Origin of the sequence: Prauserella marina (assembly GCF_002240355.1) — a bacterium.
In the GTDB taxonomy this organism is placed as follows: Bacteria; Actinomycetota; Actinomycetes; order Mycobacteriales; family Pseudonocardiaceae; genus Prauserella_A; species Prauserella_A marina.
Window position 1 is genome coordinate 871,189 of the sequence record NZ_CP016353.1, and the last position, 19,666, is coordinate 890,854.

Below are 19,666 nucleotides of genomic sequence, written 5' to 3' on the forward strand. Positions count from 1 at the left end.
CGCGCAGAAGGCGAAGCCGCGGAAGACAACCCTTACGCCGTCGCGGGGGAGACCGCGGCACCGGCCGGCAATGAGCCGCCGAGGCTGGCATTGCGGGCCTCGCTCGGCAGGCTTTCCGTGCGGCCGAGGTCGATGGCGCTGCTCATCATGCTGCCGGTGCTGGCCATTGTCGCCGGTGTCATCGGCTGGCAGCTCGACTGGCACCTCGGCGTCGACAGCGCCGTGTATCGCGCCGGCGCCATCATCTTCTTGCAGGGCGAGCCGCTCTACGACTCCAACACCCTCGGCCCGGAGCCGTTCTGGGCGCTGTTGCCCTTCACCTATCCGCCGACGGCGGCGCTGTTGTTCGTGCCGCTCGCGATACTGCCGGTGCAGGTCGCGTGGGGTGTTCTCGCCGCGATCTCGTTCCTGGCCATGGCGCTGGTCATCAGGGTCACCATCGGAGCGCTGCCGCGTTTCTCCGGTGAGTTGCCGAGGTGGGCGTCTCCCGCGAGAACCACATTGATCTTCGCGGTGGTGTTCTTCGCGCTGGAACCGGTGTGGCGCACCATTTTCCTCGGTCAGATCAACCTGATCCTGATGGCGCTGATCGTGCTCGACATCCTCGTCGTGTGCCAGCGAGGCAGTAGGTGGGGTGGTGTTCTCGTCGGCATCGCGGCCGCCGTGAAGCTCACCCCGCTCATCTTCATCCCGCATCTGCTGTTCACGGGGCGCAAGATGGACGCCCTTCGCGCGCTGCTCACGTTCTTCGGGATGCAGGCGCTGATGTTCGTGCTGATTCCCGGCGACTCCTGGCGGTTCTGGACCCACACGGTGTCCGATCAGGGCCGGATCGGCCCGATGCACTGGGCGGGTAACCAGTCGCTGAACGGGCTCATGAACAGGGTGAGCGATCTCGCGCCGTGGTCGTCGACGGCCGCGCTCGCGATCGGTGCGCTGCTCGCGCCGGGCGCGATCTGGCTGATGCTCCGCTTCCATCGCAGGGGGCAGGCGCTTGAGGCGCTGCTCGTGACGGCTTTCTACGCGTTGCTCGTCTCGCCGGTTTCCTGGTCGCATCACTGGGTGTGGGCGGTGCCACTGATCGTGCTGCTCGTGGCGAAGCTTCCCGAGACGACACCGGCGACGGCGGGAAGGCGATGGCTCGCAGCGGGCGCCGTCATCGTCGTGTTCGTGAGTTGCGTCCTGCTTGTCCTGCCGAACGGCCGAAATCTCGAACTGCACTGGGAGTTCTGGCAGTACGTGCTCGGCAGCGCCTACATCATGGTGCCGGTCGTGCTGACCGGCGTGCTCGGGGTGCGCTGGCTCTTGCGGAAGAAGCGGGAACGAGATCACCGTGCCGAGCCGCCTTCCCAGCCGCTGAGCAGGCAGGGGTGAGCTGCGCGAACGCGGCGGCGAGCGGCATTTAAGCTGAGCTTGCTATGGATACTCGTACCGGACTACCCGTTGTCGGCATGGTCGGCGGCGGCCAGCTCGCCAGGATGACCCACCAGGCCGCGATCTCGCTCGGTCAGTCGCTGCGGGTGCTCGCGGCCGGCGAGCACGAATCGGCCGGCCTCGTCGCGGGTGAGGTGGTTTACGGGCACCACGCCGACCTCGACGCGCTGCGTTCCTTCGCGAAGGGGGTCGACGTATTGACGTTCGACCACGAGCACGTCCCTGGTGCTCATCTTCACGCGCTCGCCGACGAGGGGGTCGTCGTCAGGCCGGGGCCCGAAGCGCTGGAGTTCGCGCAGGACAAGCTGGTGATGCGCGAACGGCTTTCCTCACAGGGCTTTCCCTGTCCCGACTTCGCCGCGGTGTCCGAAGTGGACGACGTGCTGAGGTTCGGCGGCGCGCGAGGCTGGCCGGTGGTGCTGAAAGCGGCGAGCGGCGGCTACGACGGCAAGGGGGTGTGGATGCTCGGATCGGCGGCAGAGGCGGGCGCGCTGGTTCCCGAGCTGCTTGCCGCCGGTACGCCACTGCTCGTCGAAGCCAAGGTCGCCATGCGAAGAGAACTGTCGGCTCTTGTCGCGAGGTCGCCGTTCGGTCAGGGAGCCGCGTGGCCGGTCGTCGAGACGGTGCAGTCGGACGGCATCAACACCGAGGTTCTGGCACCGGCCCCGGGGCTGAGCCCGCGCGCGACTCACGAGGCACAGGAACTGGCCCTTCAGCTCGCCGCCGAACTCGGTGTCGTCGGAGTGCTCGCCGTCGAACTGTTCGAGACCGAGGCAGGACTGCTCGTCAACGAGCTGGCCATGCGCCCGCACAACTCGGGGCACTGGACGATGGACGGCTGCCCGACCTCGCAGTTCGAGCAGCACCTCCGGGCGGTGCTCGACTATCCGCTCGGGGTCACCGAATTGCTCGCGCCCACGGTCATGGCCAACATTCTCGGCGCTCCTGAACCGCCGGTGATGCGCCCCGACGAGCGGCTGCACCACCTGTTCGCGCGGTACCCGCAGGCGAGGGTGCACCTTTACGGCAAGGGCGAGCGCAAGGGCAGGAAGCTCGGGCACGTCAACATGCTCGGCACGCTGGACGAAGGGTTGCGCGAGAAGGCGAGGCTCGCCGCGCACTGGCTTTCCCACGCCGAGTGGCTCGACGGCCACGACATCCACTGAGCCCTGTTCCAGCGAGTCCATTGAGGAGAGACGAAGCGTGACTACCCCCATTGTCGGCCTGATCATGGGCAGCGACTCGGATTGGCCCGTGCTCGAAGCCGCCGCGAAGGCGCTCGACGAGTTCGACGTGCCTCACGAGGTGGGTGTCTACTCCGCACACCGCACCCCGCAGCGGATGCTCGACTACGCGAATTCGGCAGCGGAGCGGGGCATCAAGGTGATCATCGCGGGCGCGGGCGGGGCGGCGCATCTGCCTGGCATGGTCGCCTCGGCGACCCCGTTGCCGGTGATCGGTGTCCCCGTCCCGCTCAAGTATCTCGACGGTCTCGACTCGCTGCTGTCGATCGTGCAGATGCCCGCGGGGGTGCCGGTAGCGACCGTGTCCGTCGGCGGCGCCCGCAACGCCGGGCTGCTCGCGGTGAGGATGCTCGGCGCGGCCGACCCCGCGCTGCGCGAGCGCATGGTGTCGTTCCAGTCCGAATTGGAACAACTCGTACTCGACAAAGACGCCGCCCTCAAGGCGAAGCTCGGCCACTGACGGACACCCTCGTCTCCAGCAACTCGACCGTCCTGCGCGCGGCTGGGTGGCTTGCCATCGATTTCTTGACGGCGACGACGACGCTGCGCACGGGCGAGGGCGCGATTACGGGAACCGCGACGAGTCCTTTCGCGAGCTCGCCGATTCCGAGTTCGGGGATCACGGTGATCCCGATTCCGGTCTCCACGAAGGAAATCGCCGTGCGGTAGTCGTGCGCTTCGACGGAGAAGCACGGCGAGAAACCCGCTTGCGCGCACGCGGAGAGCAGGACCTGGCGACAGCGGCCCGCCTTCACCTCGTTGTCGATCCACCGTCGTGGAGCCAGTTCGGCCAGCGGTATCTCGGAGAGCGCGGCGAGCGGATCGTCGTCGCGGAGCACGGCGAGATAGGGATCGTCGATGAGATGCCGAACCTCGACCGAGTCAGCGTGCTGGGCGAGCGGATCCTCGACGAGCAGGTCGATGTCCGGTTCGCCATGAGCCTCGCCGGTGCCGTCGGTCATGCGCAGGTCGAGGCGCAGTTCGGGGAATTCGGTGCTGAGCGCGCCGACGACATCGGGAAGCCACGCGCCGCCCGCCGAGGAGAAGTAGCCGATCGAAAGGCTGCCGGTCCTGCCCTCTCTCAGGTCGTCGACGACGCCTTCGACGTGGCTGAGCGCGGCGAACAGCGGCTCGGTCTCCTCGGCGAGTGTGCGGCCTGCCGAGGTGGGCTCGATGCCTCTTCCTGCCTTCTCCACGAGACGCAGCCCGGTTTCGCGCTGGAGCGAGGCGAGTTGCTGGCTGACCGCGGAGGGGGTGTAGCCGAGGAGGGTCGCGCTCGCTCGGATGGATCCGGTGGCGACGACGGCCCGCAGCAGTCGCAGGCGAGGCAGGTCCAACATTCCGGAATTGTATAGCGGTACTTAACGGAAGTGCACAACTAATTGCTTGTGCTGTCCAATCGCGCCGGTGAGGATGGCGTGGTGACCGAGCAACTCCAGAACCGGCGGCCGACCGATCTTCCCCAGGCCGAGCGCGTCAAGGCCATGATCGCGGTCGGCATCACCGTGGTGCTGTGGGCGTCGGCGTTCGTCGCGATCAGGGATGTCGGGCACGTCCTCTCGCCCGGCCCGCTCGCGCTCGTGAGGATCGGCGTCGCCGCGGCGGCCCTCACGGTCGTCGGACTGGCGCGGGTCGCCCGCACCAGGGCCGCCGTGCCGGTTTCCCGGCGTTCGCTGCTGCTCATCGCGCTCTACGGCGTGTTGTGGCTCGCGGGCTACACGGTCGTGCTCAACGCGGGGGAGCAGCATGTCGACGCGGGAACCGCCGCGCTGCTGGTCAACATCGCCCCGTTGCTCGTCGCCTTCGGAGCGGGCGTGTTCCTCGGTGAGGGCTACCCGCGGGCGCTCATCGTGGGTTCGCTCGTCGCCTTCGGCGGCGTGGGGATCATCGCGCTCGATTCCGGTGGGCAGCGCGACTGGACCGGGGTGCTGCTGTGCGTCGCGGCTGCCCTGCTCTACGCGGCAGGGGTGTTGATCCAGAAGGCCGCGCTGCGTGGTGTCGACGGCTTCACCGCGACCTGGTTCGCGTGCGTGGCCGGGTTCGTCGTGTTGCTCCCGTGGCTGCCGGAGACCGTCGGTGAACTCGCGAGCGCGCCCCCGGGCGCGATCCTCGGCGCGGTGTACCTCGGCCTTTTTCCCACCGCCATCGGGTTCAGCACGTGGGCCTACGCGTTGCGGCGCACCGAAGCGGGCAGGCTGACCGCGACGACCTACGCGGTACCGGCCGTGTCGGTGTTGCTGTCCTCGGTGCTACTCGGCGAGGTTCCTTCCGTACTCGGTCTGCTCGGCGGTGCCGTGTGTCTCGCGGGGGTCGCCATCTCGCGCGGAAGGGCTAGAGCCGCTCGCGCAACTGCCGCTTGAGCACCTTTCCCGCTGCCGAAACCGGGATCGACTCGACAAAGTGCAGTTCCCTGAGTCGCTTGTAGGGAACCACCTGCGCGTTGACCGTGGTCAGCAATGTGGACTCGGTGAGATCGTCGTGGCCTGGCGCGCGCACGACGAACGCCACCGGCGACTCGCCGATGCCGGGGGAGGGTCTGCCGACGACCGCTGCCGCCGTCACCTCGGGCAACGTGATCAGCAGCTCCTCCAATTCCCTCGGATAGACGTTGTATCCCTTGTAGATCAGCATGTCCTTCTTGCGATCCACAATGGACAGAAAACCGTCCTCGTCGAGGACACCGACATCGCCGGTGTGCAGCCAGCCGTCGACGAGAACGGCCGCCGTTTCGGCTTCCCTTTCGTGGTACCCGGCCATCACCTGGGGGCCGCGCACGCACACTTCGCCTTTCGTGTCGACTGGCAAGGGTTCCTCGCCGCCCTCGGCGGCGACGATCTTGACCTCGGTGTCGAACGTGGGTACTCCCACGGAGCCGGTCTTGCGGGTTCCCGACCGCCACGATGGCGACAGTGTCGCCCCCATTGTCGCTTCCGTGAGCCCATAACCTTCCGCGATGACGGCGTCGGGGAACCGTCCGCGCAAGGCGTTGATCATGTCGTGGGGCATGGGCGCCGCGCCCGAGGTGATCATCGCGACCGAGGAGAGGTCCGCGGTGTGGAACGAGGGACAGGCCAATAACGCGGCGAACAACGCGGGTGCCCCGCTCATCGACGTCACCCTCAGCCGCTCCGCTTCGGCCACATAGGACGGTGGGTCGAACCGGTCGTGCAGCACGACGGTACCGCCGCTGAGTACGGGCACGTTCAGTGAACCGATGGTGCCCATCGCGTGGAACCACGGCGTCAGGTTGATGCCGATGCCCGTGCCGAGCCGGACGGGCCATTCCCCCGCGTCGCCGATCTGATCGAGCACCGGGTTGCCGTCGTCGTCGAGGCCGGGAACGGAGCCGGTTCCCCAGCAGGCGTATTGCAGCGTGTTGACCAGCACGTTGCGGTGAGTCAGCCGGACGCCCTTCGAGCGGCCCGTGGTACCTCCCGTGTAGGCGAGGTGGGCGAGATCGGTGTGCACGTCGACGGCGGGCTCAGGCGGTTTTGTCTCGCCACCGGCGAGAAAGGCGTCGAAACCGAGCCCGGCACCGGAGCCGGGTTCGTCGGTGATGACGAGGCCGATCCCGGCGCCCTCCAGCGCGGCGGCGACGGGCCCGTAGGTGACGACCGCGCGCGCCGCGCAGTCGGCGAGCTGGGCCGCGAGGTCCTTGGCAGGCAACAGCGGGTTGGCCGGGCTGAACGTGGCACCGGCCAGCAGCGTGCCGTAGTAGGCGACCGGGAAGGAGAGCCGGTTGGGGAGGTGAAGGGCGACCGTGTCGCCGCGGCCGATGCCGTGTGCGCGCAGCGCGCCGGCGAACCGGCAGGCGTCGGCGTGCAATCCGGCGTGGGTCAGTTGTGCTTGCCCGTACCGGAAGGCGACGCGATCGCCGAATCGCAGCGCGGAACCCGCGAGCAGCGCGCTCACCGGAGCTTCCGGATAGGTCAGCGACAGAGGGAGCCCGGGAGGCCGCGACGATGTGATCGGCATCACCTGACACTAGGGATGCTGCGGTATAGAACACAAGGACGTCCGAGTAAACGACCGCTAACATCGAGAGTGGCAGCAGGCTGTCCGACGAAAGGTGGCACGGTGAGCGACGGTCCTGGGCTCTACCAACTCCCGGAAGAGCATGAGGAACTGCGCGCCGCGGTGCGCGCGCTGGCCGAGAAGGAAATCGCGCCCTACGCCGCTGAGGTGGACGAGCAGGAGCGCTATCCGGCCGAGGCGAGGGACGCGCTCAGCAAGGCCGGTTTCAACGCGGTGCACATCCCCGAGGAGTACGGCGGCCAGGGTGCGGACGCCATCGCGGCCTGCATCGTCATCGAGGAGGTCGCCCGAGTCGACGCGTCGGCATCGCTGATCCCCGCCGTCAACAAGCTGGGGACCCAGCCCATCCTGCTTTCGGCGTCCGAGGAGCTGAAGAAGCAGGTGCTGCCTTCGATCGCGGCCGGTGAGGTGTCCGCTTCCTACGCGCTGTCGGAACGCGAGGCCGGTTCGGACACCGCGTCGATGCGCACCAGGGCGAAGCGCGACGGCGACACCTGGGTGCTCGACGGTACGAAGTGCTGGATCACCAACGCGGGCGAGTCCAGCTGGTACACGGTCATGGCGGTGACCGACCCCGACGCGGCCAAGAAGTCCAACGGCATCTCCGCTTTCGTCGTGCACGCCGACGATCCCGGTTTTTCCATTGGCCCCAAGGAGCGCAAGCTCGGCATCAAGGGGTCGCCGACGAGGGAGATCTACTTCGAGAACTGCGTGATCCCGGCCGACCGGATCATCGGCGAGCCGGGGACCGGGCTCAAGACCGCGCTGCGCACGCTCGACCACACGAGGCCGACGATCGGCGCGCAGGCACTCGGTATCGCGCAGGGAGCGCTTGAGGCCGCGATCGGCTACGTCAAGGAGCGCAAGCAGTTCGGCAAGGCGATCGGTGATTTCCAGGGCGTGCAGTTCATGCTCGCCGACATGGGCACCAAGATCGAGGCCGCGCGCAACCTGGTGTACGCCTCGGCCGCGGCGACGGAGCGCGGCGACGCGCGCGCGGGCTTCATCGCCAGCGCCGCGAAGACCTACGCCTCCGACATCGCGATGGAGGTGACCACCGACGCGGTGCAGCTCTTCGGTGGCGCGGGCTACACGAGGGACTTCCCGGTCGAGCGCATGATGCGCGACGCCAAGATCACGCAGATCTACGAAGGCACGAACCAGATCCAGCGCATGGTGATGGCAAGGGCACTGCTGAAGGGGAAGTAGCCCGCCCCTTGTTCGCGGGTGGTCCGGCATGTGGCCGGGCCACCGCCGGGTTCAATGCGGTGGTCATCCGATCTAGGCGCGGTGCGAAGAACCGGCCAGGTGAAGGCTACGGCGAGCGCGACGCTTGTCGTCAGTGGTAGTCGGTTGTGTCCCAGCACCTGCTGAATTCGGACTGGCCCAGGCGGGTGTTCCAGATCCGCTTGGTCGATGGCCGAATCTCCGGCGACTTGTATCGTCGAGCGGGATTCCACCAGGAACAAGTTTCGACCTTGGCGGTCCCCAGGGCGAGCGCTTCGTCCAGAGCTGGTTCAAGGTCAGTATCTTGAGACGCCAAGATCACTACGTCGACCGCCGGATTGAGGGCCTCGCGGAAGAGCGCGAGTGCACACAGCACGTCGACGCCCTTCTCGGATCTGCTCTTGACGATATAGTCACCATTCGAGCCGACAACCTTCTTTCCGTTCTCATCCCGCTCGTAGTCGTACTTCAGCGGGCGAAGGTGGACCGCGACTCTGGGGTCTCGCTCCCAATGTGCTTTCTGGGCTTGGTTCCGCGCGTATGCTTTTTGATCATGCTTGGCGGACGGCAATCCGCGATACACGAGGACTTTTCGAAGCTCGGCGTGATCCATGCCGTCGCGTTGGCGCTGATTCCGGGTCTGAATCAGTTGATTGGCGAAGTGCAGGGGATCGACCAAAGCTTCATGTGCTGGACCGAACCGTGTCGAGTCGAAGAGCCCGTGACCGGTGAGGTGAAGGTTCTGATAGTCGATGATCACCGATGCGCGCAGGGGCATGGTAGAAGCCTACGGCATTAAAAAAGCCCCACCAGTCCCGGAGGACGGTGGGGAGCTATGAGCCCATAGTAGCCGTGTCCTTCGCGTACTTCAACCTGGGGATCACAGGTCCGGTGTGCTCGTCGTGAGAACGGTCAGTTCTTCCTGCCGACTCCGCACAGTCCGCCGATCGCCGCCGGGTCGGCGGGTACCGGCTCGCTCGGCCGCCATTCCGGTATCCACACCAGTCCTGGGTCGACGAGGGCGAAGTCGCCGAAAAGGTCCGTGATCTCCTCCCTGGCGCGCAGATGCACCCTGTGGGTGGAGCGCTTGTAGTTGTCGATCACGGTGCCCGCGCTTTCTCGAAGTTCGTGGTGATCGGGCGCGACGCTTCCGTGCGACAGCACCAGCAGACTTCCCCGTGGTAGCCGGTCGCGATAGTCGGCGAGCATGGCTTCCGGTTGCTTCTCCGGCGGCATGAGATGCAGGAGCGCGACGGTCAGCAGGCAGATCGGCTCGTCAGGATTCAGCGGCGTGGTGTCCATGATGGACTCCCACAGTTCCGCTCCGTCGAAGTAGTCGCCGACGACCGCGAAGTGGCGCGCGGGATCCGCGGTGTCCTCAAGCAGGATCTGCGAGTGCGCGTGCGCGATCGGCTCGTTGTCGACGTAGGCGACGAGGGCTTCGCCTCGTGCGACTTCGTCGGCGATCTCGTGCACGTTGCCCTGTGTCGGCAGGCCACTGCCGATGTCGACGAACTGACGCACACCCGTCTCGACTGCGTACCGCACCGCCCTGCCGAGGAACGCGCGATTCGCTCGCGCGAACTCGCCGAGGCCGGGCGAGGTCGAGATTTGCTGATCGGCGAACTCGCGGTCGATCGCGTAGTTGTTGGTTCTGCCGAGCAGGTAGTCGTAGATGCGACCGGCGCTTGGTCGTTCCAGGTCCACTGGCCCATCGTCGTCCTTCCCCAGGTGCACGTCGGCCCACGATCCCAGTGTTCCGGCTTTACCGCACGAGGCTGACCACATCTCGGATCGGTGGGTTTCTTTCTCTCCCTTTTATGCCCGTTCGTTACGATCATCGCCGTAGTTGAAAGTTCATCTATGACGAGGTGATGCACATGTACGAGCGGGTGCGGGACGTGACCGCGCTGGCAGGACGGGTCGCCGTCGCCGTGGTGTTCCTGGCTCACGGACTCGACAAGTGGAACGCGGGGCTCGGCGCGACCACGGACATGGTCGAGGCCATGGGAATCCCGTTGCCGACGCTGAGCGCGATCTTCCTGATAGCCGTCGAGGTGATCGGCTCCATCGCCTTCATCCTCGGCATCGCGCTGCCACTCGTCGGCATCGGCTATGCCGTCGCGGGACTCGGGGCGCTCTTCTTCGTCCACCTCGACGCGGGGCTCACCGGGGCAGGCGGCTACGAACTGGTGCTCGTCCTCGCGCTCGCCGGGCTGGCGCTGGGTTTCAACGGCGGCAGGCTCTCGCTCGATCACCTGCTTTTCGGGCGCCGAAAAGCCGCCGCGCGGGAACAGTCCGTCGCCGAGGCAGTCCGCGCGTAGCAGAACCGGAAACGTCGCGAGGTCAGCCGAGGTCGACCGTGGTGCGTTCCGCCGTCCGGTGCGCAGGCAGCTTGTCCGCGACGGAGCCGGTCACCTGAACCAGGTGGGCGCCGACCGCGAACGGCGCGAGCAGCCCGGTGACGACACCGTCGGGCAGCGCGGGATCCAGGCCCCAGTCGAGGGTCGAGAGGACGCGGTCGCCGGGCCCGATGCCGTGCTCGGCGGCCCGTGACTTCGCCAGCGCCAGTACCTCGTCCACCGTCGCGCCCAGCAGTGCGGGGGTGTCGCCGTCGATCGGCAGCATGGGCGCGAAGTCGTCGCCGCACAGGCGTGACTCGGAAAGGTAGTCCTGGGTGCCTTCCTCGACCTTGGAGCCGAGGCCCCTGCCGAGCGGGTCGAGAGCGACGACGGCCGTGTTGGCGGCCTCGCTCACGCCGGAGTCCGGCCCCACGAAAGCGACCTTGGCTCCCTTGCCATTGCCGACGACGTGACCACCGCACCACCAGATGCCCAGCAGCACTCCCGCCGTCTGCCAGTGGGCAGGCAGCTCGACGGCCACGTCGTCGCCCTGCTCGACGTCGAATTCCTCGACCAGCCAGTTGGCTGTCTTGGCCGCCCAGTTGGCCAATGTCGCGCCCGACAGCTCGATGCGGCTGCCGAGCGCGTCGTCGTAGTGCGTGACGAGCGGGCGGGCGGAGGAGGCACCCAAGGGGCGAAGCAGCAGTTCGGTGAGGCTCACCGCACCGACTCTAACCACGTACTCAGTTGACGCACGCCGCCGCCCGTGGCGCGATACCGCCTCCCGGCGCGGAGCCGCCGCCACTGGGCTGTTCCCCTTCGCTTTCGATGATGTCCTTCACGAAGGCGCGCACGGCTTCCTTGTCGACGGAGACGATGCTCTGCCCGTCATCGCTGCGCGCGGCGACCTCGACGACGGGAATGGTGACGAATTCGATGTCGCCGCTCGCGATGCCCTTCGCCTGCTCGGCGAACCCGAGCAGATCGAGGTCCGGGTCGAGGACGAGCGAACGGCGGAGCGTCTCGGTGAGCTGATCGAGCCTGCCTGGCTCGGTGAGCGTCCCCGCCGAGAGCACGCTGTCGAGCGCGGAAGCCAGAAACGCCTGCTGGCGCACGATGCGGTCGAGATCCCCTCGCGGCAGGTTCTTGCGCTGGCGCACGAACGACAGCGCCTCCCCGCCGGACACGACCTGCGGGCCCGCCGCGAAGTTCGCGCCGGAGTCCTTGTCGTAGGTCGCGTTGTTCAGGCAGACCTCGACCCCGCCCAGTGCTTCGGTGAGCAGGTAGAAGCCGAGGAGGTTGACCTCCGCGTAGTGGTCGATGTGAATGCGGGTGAAGTCCTGCACCGTCTTGACCAGTGCGCGCCTGCCCGCCTGATCGGATTCCTTCTCGACGTCGGCAGCCGCGTGTCCGCCCTCTGCCCACAGTCGCGCGCTCACCGACTCCTTGGCCGCGCCGTAGGCGGAGTTGATCTTGCCTTCGCCGCCCTGCGGGACGTCGACCCAGGCGTCGCGGGGAATCGAGATCGCTCTTGGCGACCCGCCGTCCTTGGGGATGCGCATGATGATCAAGGTGTCGGTGCTGATGCCCTGCTTGTCTTCCGTGCGCAGCTGCTTGAGCATGTCGAGCGGCAGGGCGTTGCCCTCCATGTCGGTCCGCGAGTCGGTGCCGACGAGCAGGATGTCGGTGGCTCCGTCGTCCTGCGGTGGCGGGGGAGTTCCTTCCTCGCCACCGCTGTTCTGCTGGAGCGCGTCGGTGGTCTGGACACTGTCCTGGAGCCCGTCGAGCACGGTGTAGGCGTAGCCGGTGGCGACGAGGGCCAGCGCGGAGAGCAGCACGACGGCCGACCTGGCCGCGATCCGCCATGGGGACCGTTTGCGCCGTGCGGGAGTGGCTTGACGGTGCCGCCCACCGGTGGTCCCGGCCTCGTCCGGCTCCTCGGGGTCCTCGGGGTCGTCCAGCCCCTCCGTCTCGCCGGTGCTGTCGGTGCTGTCGGTGTTGTTGGCGGTGCCGCCCTCGGTGTCATCCGGGCCGTCGGTGTCGTTGTGCTCCGCGTCGTTTTCCGCGTCGCCGACGTGACCGGCGTCGGCCTCGCCCGCTTCACCCGCCCCGCCGGGCTTCTCGCCGTCGTCCACGCTGGCTCCCTCCCAACCCCGCGTGTACCTCCGAGCGACCAGCTTAATTGACGCAGGGCACTCCACCGGCGGTTATGGGCTGATCAGCCGGGGTGCCGGTCTCGTTTTCGGTCGTCGGCGGCTGGCGAGGCGGGGCCTCCGCCGCGAAGCTCGACGGCGGCACGGCGCTCTCGGGGAGTTCGAATCCGGCGCCGAGGGTCACCGTCAGCGACCCCGGTGTCACCGTGCTGTCCGGCACGGCCTCCACGTCGGTTCCCAATGCTTGCCTGAGTGCTTCGACGCCGTCCTCGTCGCCGGGAGCGTAGAGCACGACGGTACCGCTCTGACTGTCCACTGTGGCCGAACTGTCGCCGAGGAACCCGATGCCGCTGAGGTGTTGTCTGATGGCGGGGCCGAGGTTTGCTCCGGAGCCGTCGTAGATGTCCACTGTGTACTGCCCGGCGTTGTCGATCACGGGTGGCGCGCCCGGCTCGGCCGAACTGTCCTTTTCCTCGTCGTCGAGCGAGCCGTCCGAGGTCAGGTCGTCGACGAAAGCCCGCACCGAAGGTACGTCGACCTCGACAACGGACGCCGCGCCCACCTGTCCGAGCCCGAGTGTCGGAATCGTGTGGAACTCCACCTGGCCGCCGGAAAGGCCACGCATCTGGGCCGCGAACTCCAGCAGATCCCAGTCCTGGGAAAGTACGACGGATTTCTGCACGGCCTCGATGACGTCGTTGATCTTGCTGGGGCTGAGCAGGATGTCGGGAGAGAGCATCTTGCGAACCAGGCCGGAAAGAAAGGCCTGCTGCCGTGCGATGCGGTCGAGGTCGCCGTTTTCGAGACCGTAGCGTTGTCGCACGAAGGCCAGCGCCTGAACGCCTTCCAGCGTCTGCCTTCCCTCGGGGAGGTTGACTCCGGACTTGGTTTCCCTCACCGCGGAGTTGAGGCACACCTCGACGCCGCCAAGCGCCTTGGTGACCTCGTAGAAGCTCGCGAGGTTGACCTCGGCGTAGCGGTCGATCATCCCCGGCTTGCCGATGAACTGCTCGATGGTGGCGATGAGGTTCTTGCGGCCGGCGACCTTCGCCTTCTCGTCGACGGCTTCGAGGTCGGTCTCTCCCTCGTTCCGCAACGTGGAGAACGTGTCGTTGTAGGCGTAGACGAAGGCGCTGTTGAGTTTGTGATTGCCGTAGCCGCCCGCGATCTCCACCCAGGAGTCGCGAGGGAACGAGATGGCGACCGCGCGCGTGCCGTCCTGCGGGATGTGCACGAGGATCATCGTGTCGGTCTGCCGCTCGCCGGTCGCCTCGCCCGCGTGCAGGTGGTCGAGCACTTCTTGCGGCAGCGGGTCACCCTTCGCGTCGGTGCGGCTGTCCTGCCCGACGAGAAGGATGTCGATCGCGCCGTCGAGCGGGACGGCAGCTGGTGCGCCGTCGAAGACGTCCGTGGTGGTGACGCCGGAGTTGACACCCCTGACGAACTGCCACCCGTACCAGGTCAACGCCAGTACGGTCACCGAGATGAGTGAGAGAATGACTTTGCCGCTCACCATGGCGAAAACGCCGACCCGGTGCCCCCGGCGCGACGATGGCCGCTCGACCGGTCCGTTCGGCCAGCCGGTCACGTGCGCTCCTCCCGCTCAATGCCCCGACCCAGATTACTGATCTACTTGTGAGGCGTGCGTTCGACCGGGAAACGTTGCCTGGATGTTGCGTTTCCAAACCCGTGATCCGTGGCAGACTGCGCAAGCGAACCCAGGAGGATTACACAATGCGAGTGCTCGTCACCGGGGGTGCCGGTTTCATTGGGTCGCATTACGTGCGGCAGGCGATATCTGGCGCCTACCCGGCGTTGGGCGATGCCGAGATCATCGTGCTGGACAAGCTCACCTACGCCGGAAGCGAGACGAACCTCACTCCGGTCGCCGGTGATCCCCGCTTGCGGTTCGTGCGAGGCGACATCTGTGACGGCGCGCTCGTCGCGGACCTGATGCGGGGAACCGACCTGGTCATGCACTTTGCCGCAGAGTCTCATGTGGACCGTTCGATCCTGGGGTCGGCCGATTTCGTGCTCACCAACGTGCTGGGAACGCAGACGCTGCTGCAAGCGGCGTGCGACGCGGAGGTCGGCAAGTTCGTCCACGTCTCCACCGACGAGGTCTACGGCTCGATCGAATCCGGCTCGTGGACCGAAGACCATGTGCTCGAACCGAATTCGCCGTACTCCGCCTCGAAGGCATCCTCCGACCTGCTGGCCAGGTCCTTCTCGCGTACCTACGGGCTTCCCGTGTGTGTCACCCGGTGCTCGAACAACTACGGGCCGTACCAGTTCCCCGAGAAGGTCATCCCGCTGTTCGTCACCAACCTTCTCGACGGCAAGCCGGTTCCGCTCTACGGCGACGGCCTGAACGTGAGGGACTGGCTGCACGTCGACGATCACTGTCATGGCTTGCAGCTCGTCGCGGAAGGCGGCAGGCCCGGCGAGATCTACAACATCGGCGGAGGAACGGAACTCACCAACAGAGAACTGACCGAACGGCTGCTGGCCGCCGTCGGTTGCGGCTGGGAGATGGTCACCCCTGTCGCCGACCGGCTCGGTCACGACCGGCGGTACTCGGTCGACATCGGCAAGATCGGTTCCGAACTCGGTTACGAGCCGAGGGTCGACTTCGTGACCGGTCTCGCCGAGACTGTGCGCTGGTATTCGGAAAACAGGGCGTGGTGGGAACCACTGAAGGAACGTGCCGCGCTCACGGGAAGGTGATCATCGGTGTCACGGCTGGCTGTTCTGGTTCCCGGCGGTACGGGTCAACTGGGGTCCGATCTCGCCGCGTCGAGTACGGATGATGTCGAGGTCACCGCGCCGGGATCGGCCGAGCTCGACGTGAAGCGCGCGGGTGCCGTCGTCGAGGCCGTCGCCGAACTCGCGGGGCGCGCGAAGAAGGAAGGCCGCTTTCCCGTCGTCGTCAACGCGGCGGCCTACACGGCGGTCGACGCGGCCGAGGACGACGAGGCCCGTGCGTTCGCCGTCAACGCCGACGGGCCGAGGGTGCTCGCCGCCGCGTGCTCCTCGTGGCGGGTGCCGCTCGTGCACGTCTCCACCGACTACGTGTTCTCGGGTGAGGCCGAACGCCCTTACCTTCCTGAGGATCCGCTCTCCCCGCGCAGCGCGTACGGCAGGACGAAGGCCGCAGGCGAGGACGCCGTGCTCGGTTCCGGTGCCAGCGCGTGGGTGGTGCGCACCGCGTGGGTTTACGGCGAGCGGGGCGGCAACTTCGTGAAGACCATGACCAGATTGGAGGGTGAACGCGACGTTCTGTCCGTTGTGGACGATCAGCGCGGCAGCCCGACCTGGTCGGCCGATCTCGCGGCCGGACTGCTCGAACTGGCGGGAAAGATCGCGGACGGTGAAGGGCCGTCCTCGCGGATCCTGCACTGTACTGGCGGCGGCGAGACCAGCTGGTTCGAGTTCGCCCGCGCGATTTTCGAAGAGCTCGGTGCCGATCCCGGGCGCGTGAAACCCTGTACGACGGCGGAGTTTCCCAGGCCCGCGGCAAGGCCCGCGTACTCGGTGCTCTCCGATGAGCCGTGGCGCGCGGCCGGATTGACGCCGCTGCGGCCGTGGCGCGACGCGCTCGGTGCTTACTTCGCGCGGGTTTCCGCGGCTCGCCGGTAGGCGGCGACGGTCGCCTGCGCGCACCGCCGCCAGGTGAAGCCCGCGGCGTGTGCCCTGCGGGTCGCCGAAGCCGACGCGGCGTTGGGTTCCGAAACGGCTGCCGCCAGCGCGGCGGTGAGTGCTTCGACGTCGTTGTAGGGCACGAGGCTGGCCAGGCCGCCCGAGACCTCCCTCAGCGCGGGAACGTCGGTGCACACCACGGGAACGTCGCAGGCCATGGCCTCCAGTACCGGAAGGCCGAAGCCCTCGTCCCGCGAAGGCAGAACCAGCGCTGCCGCTCCCGCGACGACGCGCTGGAGGTCCAAATCGGAGAGATACCCGATGTGCCTTGCCCGCTCCGAGGTCGGGAACCGGCCCGGGCCCGCGAAGACGATGGGCGGAAGGCCCGGGTCGGCCGAGTGTGCCTTGGCGAGCCAGTCGAGTCCCTTGCGTGGCCCGGCCGCTCCCGCGAACAGCAGGTACCGCCCGGGCAGGCTCAGTCGTTCGCGCACGCTGTCCTTCGGCGGCCGTCCGGTGAACCAGCCCGCGTCGACCCCGAGCGGGGTGACCTCGATTTTCGACCGCTCGACCGAAAGCCGCTCGGCGACCGCGTCGGCGACGGCGGCCGTCGGCGTGCAGATGATGTCGGCGCGGGCCGCTCCCTTGCGCACCAGTTCGGGCAGGTCCCTGTCGCTCGGCGCGAGTTCGTCTGGGGCGTCGAGAAACGCGAGGTCGTGGATCGTGAGCACACCGGCCGCGCGCAGCCTGCCCGGCAGTACGAAGTTGGTGCCGTGGACGACGTCGGTGGCACCGGCGAACAGTTCGACGGGAGGGAAATGCGAGCGCAGCCACTGCCTCCGCACGAGCCTCGCCGACACCGGCATTCCGCGGGCCCGCACGCCGTGCGGGAGTACCTTGCGCAGCTTTCGCCATCCTCGCAGGGTGAAGGCGACCGCCCTGGTGTCCACGGTGGACATTGACGCGAGCTCTTCGGAAAGCGAAGCCGTGTACCTGCCGATGCCGGTGCGGCTGCCGAGCAGCGGGGTGCCGTCGAGCAGGACCCGCAGTGGTTTCTCAGCCACGGCGAAGTCCACGGCGCGCGATCTTGGCGACCCTGCCACCCGCCCTGCGGACCAGCTCGGCGGGTCCTCCCGCTTCGAGGTATTCCTTCACCAGCGCGATGTCCCTGCGGACGAGTTCCTTGCCCCTCGGCGGTATCGAGGGAGCGAGATCGGCCGAACCGGGAAGCCGGTCGGCTGCGGGCCGGGGGTCCCGGCAAAACTCGACGAGCGGTTCGAGTACCCGAGGCCACGTGTAGCGCTGGGCGACGACGGCGATGCGCTCTCTGCACGCCGCCGCGAACTCCGGGTCGTAGAGGCTGCGTTCGAGCGCGTCGGCCAGTGCGGCGTCGTCCTCGGCTGGCACGACGACGCCAAGCCCCTCAGCCCTGACCAGATCGGCGAAGGCGTCGCCGTCGGTGGTGACGATGGGAAGACCGGCCCACAGGTAGTCGAGCACCCTGGTTCGGAAGGCGAAGGTCGTCTCGACGTGCTCGAAGTGCGTCGTGACACCACAATCGGCGTCGAGCAGCCAGTTCTGTCGCTCGCCGTAGGGAACCCACTGCTCGTTGAAGAACACGTTCTTGCCGGTGAGATCGAGCGAATCGGCGAGCCTGACCGTGCGCGCGCCGATGTCCATCTCGGCGACCTCGGGGTTGGGGTGCCGCATGCCGAGGAACACCAGCCGGACGTCGGCCCTGCGCTTGCTGAGCCGGTCGATCGCGCGCACGAGGGTCAGTGGGTCGAACCAGTTGTAGACGCCACCCGCCCACAGCACCACGTGGTCGGTTTCGGCGATGCCGGGTAGCGCCGCCCTCAGCCCGGGACCCGTACGCCGGGGTGAGCGGGCGGAGAGCCCGAAGGGCACGACCGAAAGCAGCGACTGCGTGGTGGGATCGGCGTCGTAGAGCCGGGGGGAGAGCCTGCCGAGCGCGGCGAAATGGCCGAGCCAGAAGTGCCGCTGCCGTTGCGAGGCGCACAGGAAGAAGTCACCGCGTTCGAGCTGCGCGTCCAGCACCCTCGTCACCCCCGCGAGGTCGGCTGCCCTTCTGTCGTCGGCGCCGTCCTTGCCCTGTTCGAGCAATTCGAGGTGCATGGGGTCGTAGAGGTCGCACACGACGATCTTGTTCGAGTGCCGTTCTTTCAGCGCGGGGGCCATTTCGAGCACGTGCCCTTGCAGGATCACGATGTCGGCCCACTCGATGGGTTCGCTGAGATCCCTGCGGCGTGCCCCGCTGACCTGGAACGGCGCGGGCGGCGGGTCGGCGAGCGGGTTGACCGTGACGAGCCTGACGTCGTGCTCGCCAGCCAGCACCTCGGCGATGTTCCACGCCCTGATGGCCGGTCCCGCCATGCGCTCGGTGATGGCGTCGCCGGTGATGACGAGCACCCTGCGCCGCTTGCCGAAGGACTTCTCGATGCCGAACGCCTCGACGAGAATGTCGTGTGCCGCGAGGTAGCGCGGCAGCGGGTAGGCGGGTTCAAGTGCGTTGCGCAGCAACGGAAGCAGGTCGGCGTCGGTGCGCACGCGGGCGGCCTGCTCTTCGGCCCTGGCGCCCGCGAGTGAGGGCAGCAGCTCGACGAACTGGTCGATCGCGAGGAATCCCGCGAGCGTGCTCCGTGGCACCGCGACGGGTTCGGTGACCGATGGCCCCACCCCGCGTTGCAGGTCGAGCTGTGTGGCGTCCAGTTCGCCGCGCGCCGTCGCCCTGCGAACGGCGAGCGCCAGCGCGGCAGGCAGCGCCTTGGCAAGCGTGTCGTCAGCGAGGTTCTTGTAGAGCGCGCAGAGTGCGTTGCGTTCGAGCAGGAAGGTTTCCCGCCCGCTGTCCGGAGTGTCCACTTCGGACATGGTGCCGTGGTGCCGGTGGTAGCTCAGCGATTCGGGGACATAGCGCACCCGCCAGCCCCTCAGGTTGAGCCGCCAGCCGAAGTCGACGTCCTCGTAGAACATGAAGAACCGCTCGTCGAATCCGCCCAGCTCTGCGAAGACGCTTGCCCTGACGAACATGGCGGAGCCGGTCGCGAAGAGGACGTCCTTCGCGACCTCGTGCTCGGCGGGGGGAACCTCGGCGATGGGACTGCCCGCGTGCCGCTTGTAGCCCATACCGAACCAGGTGAGGCCCGCGTCGACGAAGTCGGTACCCGTGCCCTCGCTGTCGAGCACCTTGCTCGCGACGGCCGCGACCGTCGGCTCGGCCCGCAGCACGGACACCGCGGAGGAGGCCCAGCCCTCGGCGGGGACGGCGTCGTTGTTCAGGAACGCGAGTACGGTGCCGCCCGCGTGCCGCGCGCCGAGGTTGCACCCGCCGGCGAAGCCGAGGTTCTCGACGGACTCGACGATCGTCACCTCGCCCGGTGCCGAGGCGCGGATACGCGCGACGTCGTCACCCGGCGAGGCGTTGTCGACGCAGATGACTTCGAGCCGGGGATAGTCGTGTTCGGCGAGCGCCCGCAGACAGGTGATCGTGTCCTCGGCGCCGCGATAGTTCACCACGACGACCGAGACCAGCGGCTGGGTCGTTTCCCCCTTGACCAAGGCAGCTCCTTCCCCAGCT

At 67.6% G+C, this 19,666-nt stretch carries 17 protein-coding genes; 8 read left to right on the forward strand and 9 right to left on the reverse strand.

Annotated elements, in window-relative coordinates:
* Window positions 1-132: 132 nt before the first annotated feature.
* Genes BAY61_RS03870 through purE form a run of 3 tightly spaced genes read left to right on the forward strand, consistent with a single transcriptional unit; the run spans window position 133 to window position 3,138 of the window.
* On the forward strand, window positions 133-1,374 hold the full coding sequence (locus tag BAY61_RS03870; RefSeq protein WP_176879918.1) for a glycosyltransferase 87 family protein: 1,242 nt from the start codon (window positions 133-135) through the stop codon (window positions 1,372-1,374).
* Between the two features lie 44 nt (window positions 1,375-1,418).
* The gene (locus BAY61_RS03875) at window positions 1,419-2,600 is read left to right on the forward strand and encodes a 5-(carboxyamino)imidazole ribonucleotide synthase (RefSeq protein ID WP_091810499.1); all 1,182 of its coding nucleotides are present in this window, start codon (window positions 1,419-1,421) and stop codon (window positions 2,598-2,600) included.
* Between the two features lie 37 nt (window positions 2,601-2,637).
* Window positions 2,638-3,138, forward strand: coding sequence for a 5-(carboxyamino)imidazole ribonucleotide mutase (purE, locus tag BAY61_RS03880; RefSeq protein WP_091810497.1), 501 nt, complete (start codon window positions 2,638-2,640; stop codon window positions 3,136-3,138).
* Here purE and BAY61_RS03885 read toward each other — a convergent pair.
* Window positions 3,116-4,018 carry a LysR family transcriptional regulator gene (locus BAY61_RS03885; protein ID WP_091810495.1) on the reverse strand — a complete coding sequence of 301 codons (903 nt, stop codon included), beginning with the start codon at window positions 4,016-4,018 and terminating at the stop codon, window positions 3,116-3,118. The two genes, purE and BAY61_RS03885, sit on opposite strands and share 23 nt — an antisense overlap.
* Window positions 4,019-4,099: 81 nt before the next feature.
* Between BAY61_RS03885 and BAY61_RS03890 the strand changes: the two genes are divergently transcribed.
* On the forward strand, window positions 4,100-5,038 hold the full coding sequence (locus BAY61_RS03890; RefSeq protein ID WP_420848879.1) for a DMT family transporter: 939 nt from the start codon (window positions 4,100-4,102) through the stop codon (window positions 5,036-5,038).
* Here the strand turns inward: BAY61_RS03890 and BAY61_RS03895 are convergent.
* A complete protein-coding gene (locus BAY61_RS03895) occupies window positions 5,010-6,653 on the reverse strand; it encodes a class I adenylate-forming enzyme family protein (protein WP_091810494.1) in 1,644 nt (547 codons plus the stop codon). The two genes, BAY61_RS03890 and BAY61_RS03895, sit on opposite strands and share 29 nt — an antisense overlap.
* A gap of 102 nt (window positions 6,654-6,755) precedes the next feature.
* On the opposite strand from BAY61_RS03895, the gene BAY61_RS03900 reads away from it, so the two are divergent.
* Window positions 6,756-7,922: an acyl-CoA dehydrogenase family protein gene (locus tag BAY61_RS03900; RefSeq protein ID WP_091810492.1), complete on the forward strand. Its 1,167-nt coding sequence runs from the start codon at window positions 6,756-6,758 to the stop codon at window positions 7,920-7,922.
* A gap of 130 nt (window positions 7,923-8,052) precedes the next feature.
* Here BAY61_RS03900 and BAY61_RS03905 read toward each other — a convergent pair whose 3' ends face one another.
* Both BAY61_RS03905 and BAY61_RS03910 read right to left on the reverse strand, forming a co-directional pair.
* Window positions 8,053-8,718: a PIN domain-containing protein gene (locus BAY61_RS03905; RefSeq protein WP_091810490.1), complete on the reverse strand. Its 666-nt coding sequence runs from the start codon at window positions 8,716-8,718 to the stop codon at window positions 8,053-8,055.
* 134 nt (window positions 8,719-8,852) lie between these two features.
* Entirely contained in the window at window positions 8,853-9,647 is a 795-nt protein-coding gene (locus BAY61_RS03910) for an SAM-dependent methyltransferase (protein ID WP_275935817.1), read from the reverse strand.
* A 173-nt stretch (window positions 9,648-9,820) separates the two neighbouring features.
* Between BAY61_RS03910 and BAY61_RS03915 the strand changes: the two genes are divergently transcribed.
* Window positions 9,821-10,264, forward strand: coding sequence for a DoxX family protein (locus tag BAY61_RS03915; RefSeq protein WP_091810573.1), 444 nt, complete (start codon window positions 9,821-9,823; stop codon window positions 10,262-10,264).
* A 22-nt stretch (window positions 10,265-10,286) separates the two neighbouring features.
* On the opposite strand, the gene BAY61_RS03920 is transcribed toward BAY61_RS03915, so the two are convergent.
* The 3 genes from BAY61_RS03920 to BAY61_RS03930 are packed head-to-tail and all read right to left on the reverse strand — an operon-like array spanning window position 10,287 to window position 14,023.
* On the reverse strand, window positions 10,287-11,003 hold the full coding sequence (locus BAY61_RS03920; protein ID WP_091810486.1) for a TIGR03089 family protein: 717 nt from the start codon (window positions 11,001-11,003) through the stop codon (window positions 10,287-10,289).
* 22 nt (window positions 11,004-11,025) lie between these two features.
* A complete protein-coding gene (locus tag BAY61_RS03925) occupies window positions 11,026-12,417 on the reverse strand; it encodes an LCP family protein (protein ID WP_091810485.1) in 1,392 nt (463 codons plus the stop codon).
* Between the two features lie 43 nt (window positions 12,418-12,460).
* On the reverse strand, window positions 12,461-14,023 hold the full coding sequence (locus BAY61_RS03930) for an LCP family protein (RefSeq protein ID WP_245865775.1): 1,563 nt from the start codon (window positions 14,021-14,023) through the stop codon (window positions 12,461-12,463).
* A gap of 146 nt (window positions 14,024-14,169) precedes the next feature.
* Between BAY61_RS03930 and rfbB the strand changes: the two genes are divergently transcribed.
* Together rfbB and rfbD are read left to right on the forward strand one after the other, a co-directional pair.
* Window positions 14,170-15,162: a dTDP-glucose 4,6-dehydratase gene (gene rfbB, locus BAY61_RS03935; RefSeq protein WP_091810484.1), complete on the forward strand. Its 993-nt coding sequence runs from the start codon at window positions 14,170-14,172 to the stop codon at window positions 15,160-15,162.
* Between the two features lie 6 nt (window positions 15,163-15,168).
* Window positions 15,169-16,074: a dTDP-4-dehydrorhamnose reductase gene (gene rfbD / locus BAY61_RS03940; RefSeq protein WP_091810482.1), complete on the forward strand. Its 906-nt coding sequence runs from the start codon at window positions 15,169-15,171 to the stop codon at window positions 16,072-16,074.
* Here rfbD and BAY61_RS03945 read toward each other — a convergent pair.
* Complete coding sequence (locus BAY61_RS03945; RefSeq protein WP_091810571.1) at window positions 16,041-17,135, reverse strand: glycosyltransferase family 4 protein; 1,095 nt, start codon at window positions 17,133-17,135, stop codon at window positions 16,041-16,043. The two genes, rfbD and BAY61_RS03945, sit on opposite strands and share 34 nt — an antisense overlap.
* Complete coding sequence (locus BAY61_RS03950; RefSeq protein WP_091810480.1) at window positions 17,128-19,647, reverse strand: glycosyltransferase; 2,520 nt, start codon at window positions 19,645-19,647, stop codon at window positions 17,128-17,130. Before BAY61_RS03950 ends, BAY61_RS03945 begins: the two co-directional genes overlap by 8 nt.
* Between the last annotated feature and the right edge of the window lie 19 nt (window positions 19,648-19,666).

Coding starts and splice junctions, on each gene's coding strand:
- BAY61_RS03895 (WP_091810494.1), bottom strand. CDS start 6,653: ATGCCGATCACATCGTCGCGGCCTCCCGGGCTCCCTCTGTCGCTGACC.
- BAY61_RS03875 (WP_091810499.1), top strand. CDS start 1,419: ATGGATACTCGTACCGGACTACCCGTTGTCGGCATGGTCGGCGGCGGC.
- rfbB (WP_091810484.1), top strand. CDS start 14,170: ATGCGAGTGCTCGTCACCGGGGGTGCCGGTTTCATTGGGTCGCATTAC.
- BAY61_RS03885 (WP_091810495.1), bottom strand. CDS start 4,018: ATGTTGGACCTGCCTCGCCTGCGACTGCTGCGGGCCGTCGTCGCCACC.
- BAY61_RS03870 (WP_176879918.1), top strand. CDS start 133: ATGGCGCTGCTCATCATGCTGCCGGTGCTGGCCATTGTCGCCGGTGTC.
- BAY61_RS03905 (WP_091810490.1), bottom strand. CDS start 8,718: ATGCCCCTGCGCGCATCGGTGATCATCGACTATCAGAACCTTCACCTC.
- BAY61_RS03915 (WP_091810573.1), top strand. CDS start 9,821: ATGTACGAGCGGGTGCGGGACGTGACCGCGCTGGCAGGACGGGTCGCC.